Source organism: Leucobacter sp. M11 (assembly GCF_035726885.1).
Classification (GTDB): Bacteria; Actinomycetota; Actinomycetes; order Actinomycetales; family Microbacteriaceae; genus JAPFRB01.
The window spans coordinates 31,931-40,029 of record NZ_JAPFRB010000006.1; the positions used below are offsets into that span (position 1 = coordinate 31,931).

Genomic DNA, 8,099 nt, shown 5'->3' on the forward strand with positions numbered 1-8,099 from the left:
GAGGCGCTCACGGTGATGAGCCCGGTCATGTCGCGACCGCGATCCCGGCGCACCTCGCGGGTGAGGCCCGCGTCGATGACGAGCCGCACCCCGGGCACCGTCAGCGAGCTCTCCGCGAGCGCGGTGCTCACGACGATCCGGGCGGGGCCACCGGGGGCCGCGCCGGAGACCGCTCGGTCCTGCTCCGCGGGCGAGAGCCGGCCGTGCAGGGGGAGCACCTCCGGGCCTGCCGCTCCGGCCCCCAGGATGTCGCGGGCCTCCTGGACGACCCGATCCACCTCCCACGCGCCGGGCACGAAGACGAGCGCATCGGCGCCGGCGGTGCGCTGCTCGGCCACCGCGAGCTGGGCGAGGTGGCGCAGGAACTCGCGGGTGACGCCGCGCTCATCCAGCCGGGGGTGCGCGCCCGGGGCGTGCGCGATCCCGAGGGGGTGCAGGGGTGAGGGCACGTGCACGACCGGGGCGGCCAACAGCTCCGCGGTCCCGGCGGCGTCGAGCGTCGCGGACATCGCGATCACGACGAGGTCTTCCCGGAGCTGCCGCACCTCGGCGAGCAGGGCGAGGAGGAGATCCCCGTCCACGGAGCGCTCGTGGACCTCGTCCAGGATGAGCGCGCCGACCCCGTCCAGCTCGGGGTCGGCGAGCAGGCGGCGCAGCAGCACGCCCGGGGTGAGCGCCTCCACGCGCGTGTGGGGGCCCACCTGGCGCTCGCCGCGGACCGTGAAACCCACGGGGCCGCCCAGCGCGCTGCCGTCGAGCGCGGCGAGGCGGCGGGCGGCGGCCCGGACCGCGACCCGGCGGGGCTGGCTGAGCAGCACCCGACCGGCCCCGCCCGACGCCGCGAGCAGATTGGCCACGAGCGGCGGGACGAAGGTGGTCTTGCCCGTCCCGGGCGGCGCGGTGATGACGGCGGCCCCGGTCGCGATGGCCGCCGTCAGCTCGGTGCGCGCGGCGGCGACCGGGAGCCCGGCCCCGATCGCGGTCAGGTCGAAGCGATGAGCGGTCACCCCTCCATCTTAGGGACGGCCTCGGCCCCGCGCCGGGGGACGCGGGGCCGAGACGCTGGCCGGGGCGCGGCCGCTACCCCTGGGGCGCGGCCTCGAAGCCGAGCGCGCTGATCCCGAGGGTGGCGAGCACGCCGAAGAGCACGCCCCACAGGATGATGGAGATGACCTGCCAGAAGATCACCTGGTTTTTCGATGCACCGAAGGACACCATCGCGGCGGAGGTGATCTGGCTCGGCAGGAAGAGCTGGCCGAGCAGGCTGACCCCGGGCACCCCGTAGCGGTCGAAGCGCTCCTTGAGCTTGGCGCGGCGCGGGGTCAACGGCTTGGCCTCCCGGCCCTGCGTGGCCCTCGTGCGCACCCCGTGGGCGGTGAGCACGAAGATGAGCATCGAGAGCAGGTTGCCGATGACGGCGGCGGCCACCGCGATGACCGGCGGTACCCCGGCGAGCACCCCGATGGCGGAGCCGAAATAGGACTCCACGAAGGGGATCGCCGCGATCAGGAAGACCCCGAGCCACTGGAGCACGTCGGGCAGGGAACTCGTGAAGTCCTGCAGCGTGGCGAGAAACTCCTGGATGTTGGGGAGCATGGGGGCCTTTCGGAGAAGAAACGGGGGAACGGGCGTTCCGCCCGGCTTCCTCCACTCTGCCGGGGGCTCGCCGGACGCGGCAGTGTCGGCCGGTCACGAGCGGGCGTGACTGCGTGATCGAAACCGCATGACGAATGTCACACCCGCGCAGGTCACGTCCCCGGCTCTCGGCCCCGGGGACGAGGTAGCGATGCCGGGAACTTCATCCGATGAAGCCAGAAAACCTTGCTAGGATCATTGCCGGGGACGGAAGGCGCGATCCCGCGCCGAACAGAATTGGGTCAGGAAGGTCTATGACGATCACGAGCCGGGTATCGCCCCGAGTCGGAGCCGCCGAAGCCGAGACAGAAGCCGGGGCCGAACACCGGTCCGCCCCGGACCGGTTCATGCGCCGACTGCTCCGCGTCACCGAGGTGACGCGAACGCCGTTCCTCGACCGGGACGCGCACCGCAACTTCCGCGTCGCGCTTATCGTGTCCGGCGTGCGCTGCCTGATCACCTACCTGGCCATCCCGATCCTGGTGCCCATCGTGGGCTTCGCCGGGGTCCTCGCGGCGCCCCTCGGCATCGCGCTGTGCCTGGTGGCCGGGGTGAACGGCGTGGTGAGCGTGCGCCGCTTCTGGGCGAGCGATCACCGCGGCAAGTGGATGTATACCTGGTTTATCGCTTTCGTCTTCGTCGTGCTGCTCATGGCGATGGTCGCCGATATCGCCCGAATCGTGGTCCCCGCGTGACGGCCCCGGAGCGCGAGCCGGTCGAGGCCGCGGACCCGGACGCCGAGGCGAATCCCGAGCCAGAGACCCTGCCCGCCAACTCCTGGGTGACGCTCGGGATCTTCGCGGCCTTCGTCGTGCTCTTCGCCGGCTGCGCCTCGACCTACCTGTTCCGCTAGGCCCGACGCGCGGCGGCAGGTCCCTCCCCACACGCACGGCACAGCCTGTTTCGCGAAACGATTGCTCTGCGTCCCCCGGCAAACTAGGGTCGAGACACGGGCGGGACACCGCGCACTCGGGGGAGGGCTGATGTTGGCACTGCTGGACACGGATCGCCGCGGGCGAAGGGCCCGAGCCGGAGTTCGACCGCGGTCGCGCGTCTTCGCGACGCTCGGGGCGCTGGGTCTCCGCGCCGCGCTGCTCAGCGCTGTTTTGCTCAGCGCCGTCCTGTCCCCGTCCGCCGCCCAGGCGGTGTCCGGAGAGCAATCGGGGTCCGGAGAACAAACGGTGTCCGGAGAACAGGCGGGCGGGACGTTCCCCGCTGAATCGGGCACCGCGGACGAAACGGTTCCCGAGGCCGGCACCACGGCTGATGCCGATGCTGATGCTGATGCCGGGTCGGCCGTGGCGACGGAGCCGGATGCTTTGCCCGGGCCGGACAGCGCGAACGCCCCGGGGCCTGCCCCCGCGGAGGTTCCAGCCGAGCCCTCGGTCCGGGAGGACCGCTTCGTCCTGGACATCGTGTATATGCAGGACGACGTCTTCCTGGGGACGCAGCAGTTCTCGGATCTGCCTGCCGGGTCACTGATCGGTCAGCAGCACCTGGAACTGCCCGAGGGCTTTCGGCTGGCGCAGCCCTTTACGGACTACACCGTGTTTCGAAACGAGATGATCACGATTGAGCTGGTGGAAACGGATACGCCGCACCCCGCTTTCGACATCACCGTGCGCTATCTCCTCGACGGCCGCGAGGTCGGCCGCGAGGTCCTCGCGCAGCTCCCAGAGCTGTTCGTCATCCATGACGAGGACCTCACGGTGCCCGCGGGCTATGTGCAGGCACACCCGATGCTCCCGCACGTCGTGACGGCTGCCGTCACGATCGATATCGAGGTGATCGCGGAGCCCGCGGAGCTTGTGGAGATCGTCGTGTGGTTCCGGCACGGGGACACGGTCGAGGGCATGCAGGTCTATCAGCAGCTGCCGCTCGGGGCCGTCATCCGGGAGGGCACGCTCGTCCTGCCGCGCGGGTTTCGCCTCCGTGAGCCCTTCCTGGACTATCCGGTGACGGGGGCCGCGGAACTCACGGTGCCGGTGATCCCGGCGGAGGAGACCACGGAGCCGCCAGCGGTGCTTCCCAGCGAAGCGGCTCCGACGGCCCCGGACCCTCCCGGGCCCGGGGCGTCGCCCGCCCCCTGGCACGCTGACGCCCCGGTCCTCGCTGAGACCGGGGCACCGAGGACCGCGGCGTGGCTGCTCGGGGCGCTCGGGCTCCTCGCCGGGGGAGCGGCGCTGCGGTCGCGTCGCGCCACGGCGAGGTAGCGCACAGCGGCTCAGGCCCGGGCCGGGTCAGGCCCGCGTCGGCAGGATGCGCTTCGGCACGTGGTGGGTCGTGATCGCGCCCGCGGCAACCGGGGAGCCCGCGGGGGACTCGGCGGAACCGGCGGGGCCGCCGAGCGCGGAGTTCACCATCGCGCTCATCACGGTGAAGGCGTCGCCGCGGCTAAAGCCGTGCTCCTCGACCAGGAAGCGGAAGGCGCGCTCGTAGCCGTTGGTGAGCGAGTCCTGCAGGGAGTCGCCGAGGCCGACGAAGATCATCTCGTCCGCGGTCTCCAGGATCGGCCCGGTGACGGCGAGGTCTTTGCGCAGGGACACGGTGGCCGTGATGGTCCCGGCGGCCTCGACGGCGACATCGGAGGCCTCGCCCTCGGCCATCACGGCGTGGATGTCGCCGAGGCCCAGGTAGGCACCCGCGACGCGGACCGGGAGGTACAGTCGGGTGCCGATCGTCGCGTACGTGAGGTCGAGGTTGCCGCCCTCGGCGTAGACGGGCGCGGTCGAGGAATTGCGGCCGCTGGCGGGGGCCGTGCCGAAGCAGCCAACCATCGGGCGCGCGGGCACCGAGATCGTGTCGGTGAGGTGCACCTGGCCGTCCACGATCGGGATTTTGCGCATGTAGGGCTCGTCGCCCATCACCCCGGCGAGGGCCCCGGAGCCCCGGAAGTAGCCGGACCAGCCGAAGTCGCCCAGTTCGATGTCGACGATGTCGACGACGAGCGTGTCGCCGGGCTCGGCCCCGGTGACAAACACGGGGCCGGTGATCGGGTTCATGAGCGAGGTCAGGTTGTCGGTCGAGTCCTTCTCCGCGGACTCCGCGTACGAGCAGTCCGAGGTCTCAAAGCGAATGTGCTCCCCGGTGCCCGGGTCGATCCTGAGGGCGGGCTCGTCCTCCGCGGAAAAACCGGAATGTGCCTGATCCTTGCCGATGAAAAAACTCACCAGAAACTCCTTTACAGCGGGTGATCCCCGGGAGCCGTGGGTGCTCCCGGAGCGTGGGCCGCGAGCGGGCCCCTGACCGGGTGCTCCGCTGGGGCGGGCCCGGTGCGGAGCTGCGCAGCCGGGCCAGGAATCGGCCCGGGCGCCCAGACGCTCTCAACTATAGTGAGCGCCCGGGCCCCGGGATCACCCCCGGACGCGGAGCGCCCGGCGCGCCGCCTGCTCGGCCGGGTCTGGGATCGGCACCGCCTCGACGAGCCGTTGGGTGTACTCGTGCTGGGGTGCCAACAGGACCTGCGCGGTGTCGCCCTGCTCCACGAGCTTCCCGGCGCGGAGCACCCCGACGGTGTCGGCCAACTGTTCCACGACCGCGAGGTCGTGCGTGATGAACAGCGATGCGAAACCGAACTCCTGTTGTAGGGAGGAAAAGAGCTCCAGCACCCGGGCCTGGACAGACACGTCGAGCGCGCTCGTCGGCTCGTCGGCGATCACGAACTCGGGATTGAGGATCAACGCGCGGGCGAGCCCGACCCGTTGCCGCTGTCCGCCCGAGAGCTCGTGCGGGGCCCGCTCGGCCATGGCTCGCGGCAGCTCGACCGCGTCGAGCAGCTCGAAGACCCGGTCGCGCAGCGCCGCCCGGCTGCTGAAGGTGCGGTGGATGATGGCCGGTTCCGCAATGCACTGAAACACCGAGAAGAACGCGTTGAATGACGCCGCTGGGTCCTGGAACACGAAGCCGACCCGCTTCCGCAGGGCACGCATCTCCCGAGGCTTCAGGGAGGTGACGTTCGTGCCGAGGAGCCGCAGCGACCCGCCCGTGACCGTGGTGATCCCCGCGAGGGCCTTCCCGATGGTGCTCTTGCCCGAGCCGGATTCCCCGACCAGCCCGTACACTTCGCCCGGGCGAATCGTGATGTTCACTCCGCGGACGGCGACGAAGGCGCTCTTGCGGAACTGGCCCGGATACGAAACCTCAAGGTCCGTCGCCTGCAGGATCGGCTCCGCCGCAGCGGCGCCGGTCGTTTCGGTGGCCTCCGCCACGGTCTTCGGCCGAATCCGTCCGGAGCCGAGCTTCGGAACCGCGCTGAGGAGACGCTGAGTGTACGGGTCCTTCGGTGATTCGAAGAGCTCGCGAACCGGGGCATCCTCGACGATCTGCCCGCGGTACATGACCGCGACTCGATCCGCGAGGTCCGCAACGACGCCCATGTTGTGGGTGATGAGGACGATTGACGCCCCGAGCTCATCTCGGCAGCGCCGGAGCAGATCAAGAATCTCTGCCTGCACGGTGACGTCGAGCGCCGTCGTCGGCTCATCAGCGATAATCACCCGTGGCTCCAACGCCAGCGCCATCGCAATGACGATGCGCTGTTTTTGGCCTCCGGAGAACTGGTGCGGATACGAGTCGATCCGACGCTCCGGCTCGGGAATGCCCACCGCACGGAGCATCTCGATGGCCGTGGCGCGCCGCTTGGCACGATCGGTCATGCCGTGCGCGCGGAGGCCCTCCTCGACCTGCCAGCCGATCGGGTACACCGGGTTCAGCGCGGTCGAGGGCTCCTGGAAAACCATGGCCGCGTCGCTGCCGCGCAGGGCCCGGAGCTCCTTCGCGGTCACCGTGAGGACGTCGCTGCCGTTGAGCAGGATCGCCCCGGTCGCGCTGGCCCCGGCCGGGAAGAGCCCGAGGATTGCCCGGGCGGTAATCGTCTTCCCGGATCCGGACTCGCCGACCACCGCGAGGATCTCTCGGTCGTGGACCTCGAGCGAGATCCCGTCGACCGGTCGGACGTGGCCGGCCCGGCCGGTGATGTCGACGCTGAGGTCATCGATGCGCAGGGGAATGCTCACGAGGAGGCTCCGTTCTTCCGGGTGGTGGACTTCGCGGTGCCGAAGAGTCGCGCGATCGCGCCTCCGGGGCTGGCCGAGGTGCTGCGGCGGTCGACGAGGTCGCGGAGTCCGTCGCCGAGCAGGTTGAGCCCGATGACGGTGATGATCAGCGTCACGCTGCCCAGCACCACCATGTGCGGGGCCTGCAAAATCACGGCCTTGCCGTCGTACAGGATGTTGCCCCAGCTGGGGGCTGGGGTGGGGACCCCCGCGCCCAGGAAGCTCAACGCGGCCTCCGTGATGATCGAGTCCGCGAAGATGAACGTGGACTGCACCGCGAGGACGGACAGCGTGTTGGGCAGGATATGGCGCCACATAATGTGCAGGGGCGCGGCCCCCTGGGCCAGGCTGGCCTCCACGAAGACCTCGGACTTGACCGACATTGCCTTGGACCGCACGAGCCGGGCCACGTTCGGGGTGAACACGATCGTCAGCGCGATGATCAGGTTCGGCACGCTCGGCCCGAGCGAGGCGGCCAGGGCCACCGCCAGGAGCATCGCGGGGATCGACATCAGCCCGTCGCACACCCGCATCAGGATCATGTCAAGCCGGGGGAAGAAGCTGGAGAGCACGCCGATCACGGTGCCGAGCAGAGAGCTCAGGATCGCCACGCTCGTGCCCACGATGAGAGAGGTCGACGCCCCCACGAGGATCCGGGCGAGCAGGTCGCGCCCGAAGGTGTCGGTGCCGAAGAGGTGCGCCGCGGATGCGGGCTGGAGCCGCTTTGCGGAGTCAACGGCGTAGGGGTCGAGCCCGGCGAGGGGCGGGATGAGGAAGGCGCACGCGAACACGAGGAGCACGATCACTCCGCCGAACAGGAGCGGGCGGTTTGACAGGATACGGGCGCGCAGCCCGGTGCTCGGAGCGGGGGCGATGCTCAGGAGTTCGGTGCTGGGGACCGGTTGCGGGGTCATCGGGTAGCTCCCTTCGAAGCGGTCAGTCGCACTCGGGGATCAACGAGGCCGTACAGCAGATCGATGACGAGGTTGACGGTGAGGTACACGAGGGTGGTGAACAGGACGACGCCCTGGATCACGGCGTAGTCCCGGCGGGTGATGGAGTTGACCAGGAGAGAGCCGATCCCCGGGATATTGAAGATCGTCTCGGTCACGACGGCTCCGGTCACCAGCCCACCGAAGCTGAGTCCGATTACGGTGAGGATGGGGAGACCCGCATTCCGGAGGGAGTGCCGGAACAGGAGCCGTCGCTCGCTGACGCCCCGGGAGCGTGCCGCGTCGATATAGTCGGCGCCCAGGACGTCGAGCACCGCGGCTCGCGTGGTGCGGGTGAGGAACGCGGCCTGGACCGTCCCGAGCGAGATGGCCGGGAGGATGAGGTAGCGAAAGCCCTCCGCGGGGTCGGCGAAGATATTCACGTATCCCGCGACGGGGAGCATCCGCAGGGCGACCG

At 70.2% G+C, this 8,099-nt stretch carries 9 protein-coding genes; 3 read left to right on the forward strand and 6 right to left on the reverse strand.

Annotated elements, in window-relative coordinates; translation table 11 throughout:
* The coding region (locus OOT08_RS17185; protein WP_325094073.1) for a DEAD/DEAH box helicase at positions 1–1,007 on the reverse strand (1,007 nt) is incomplete at its 3' end.
* 73 nt (positions 1,008–1,080) lie between these two features.
* The gene (locus tag OOT08_RS17190) at positions 1,081–1,596 is read right to left on the reverse strand and encodes a small multi-drug export protein (protein ID WP_325094074.1); all 516 of its coding nucleotides are present in this window, start codon (positions 1,594–1,596) and stop codon (positions 1,081–1,083) included.
* 293 nt (positions 1,597–1,889) lie between these two features.
* On the opposite strand from OOT08_RS17190, the gene OOT08_RS17195 reads away from it, so the two are divergent.
* From OOT08_RS17195 to OOT08_RS17205, 3 genes are all read left to right on the forward strand, one after another.
* The gene (locus tag OOT08_RS17195) at positions 1,890–2,330 is read left to right on the forward strand and encodes a hypothetical protein (protein WP_325094075.1); all 441 of its coding nucleotides are present in this window, start codon (positions 1,890–1,892) and stop codon (positions 2,328–2,330) included.
* Entirely contained in the window at positions 2,327–2,488 is a 162-nt protein-coding gene (locus tag OOT08_RS17200; protein WP_325094076.1) for a hypothetical protein, read from the forward strand. The genes OOT08_RS17195 and OOT08_RS17200 overlap by 4 nt, the downstream gene beginning before the upstream one ends.
* A gap of 328 nt (positions 2,489–2,816) precedes the next feature.
* Positions 2,817–3,848, forward strand: coding sequence for a hypothetical protein (locus tag OOT08_RS17205; RefSeq protein WP_325094077.1), 1,032 nt, complete (start codon positions 2,817–2,819; stop codon positions 3,846–3,848).
* A 27-nt stretch (positions 3,849–3,875) separates the two neighbouring features.
* Here OOT08_RS17205 and OOT08_RS17210 read toward each other — a convergent pair whose 3' ends face one another.
* From OOT08_RS17210 to OOT08_RS17225, 4 genes are all read right to left on the reverse strand, one after another.
* The gene (locus tag OOT08_RS17210) at positions 3,876–4,805 is read right to left on the reverse strand and encodes an acetamidase/formamidase family protein (protein ID WP_325094078.1); all 930 of its coding nucleotides are present in this window, start codon (positions 4,803–4,805) and stop codon (positions 3,876–3,878) included.
* Positions 4,806–4,988: 183 nt separating this feature from the next.
* Positions 4,989–6,650, reverse strand: coding sequence for an ABC transporter ATP-binding protein (locus OOT08_RS17215; RefSeq protein ID WP_325094079.1), 1,662 nt, complete (start codon positions 6,648–6,650; stop codon positions 4,989–4,991).
* A complete protein-coding gene (locus OOT08_RS17220; RefSeq protein ID WP_325094080.1) occupies positions 6,647–7,603 on the reverse strand; it encodes an ABC transporter permease in 957 nt (318 codons plus the stop codon). The genes OOT08_RS17215 and OOT08_RS17220 overlap by 4 nt, the downstream gene beginning before the upstream one ends.
* Positions 7,600–8,099 (reverse strand): ABC transporter permease (locus OOT08_RS17225; RefSeq protein ID WP_325094081.1); only part of this gene is annotated, 500 nt, incomplete at its 5' end. The genes OOT08_RS17220 and OOT08_RS17225, both read right to left, overlap by 4 nt.

What these genes read in the sequence shown, in the direction of transcription:
- OOT08_RS17190 (WP_325094074.1), bottom strand. Translation starts at nt 1,596, where the DNA reads ATGCTCCCCAACATCCAGGAGTTTCTCGCCACGCTGCAGGACTTCACG.
- OOT08_RS17195 (WP_325094075.1), top strand. Translation starts at nt 1,890, where the DNA reads ATGACGATCACGAGCCGGGTATCGCCCCGAGTCGGAGCCGCCGAAGCC.
- OOT08_RS17220 (WP_325094080.1), bottom strand. Translation starts at nt 7,603, where the DNA reads ATGACCCCGCAACCGGTCCCCAGCACCGAACTCCTGAGCATCGCCCCC.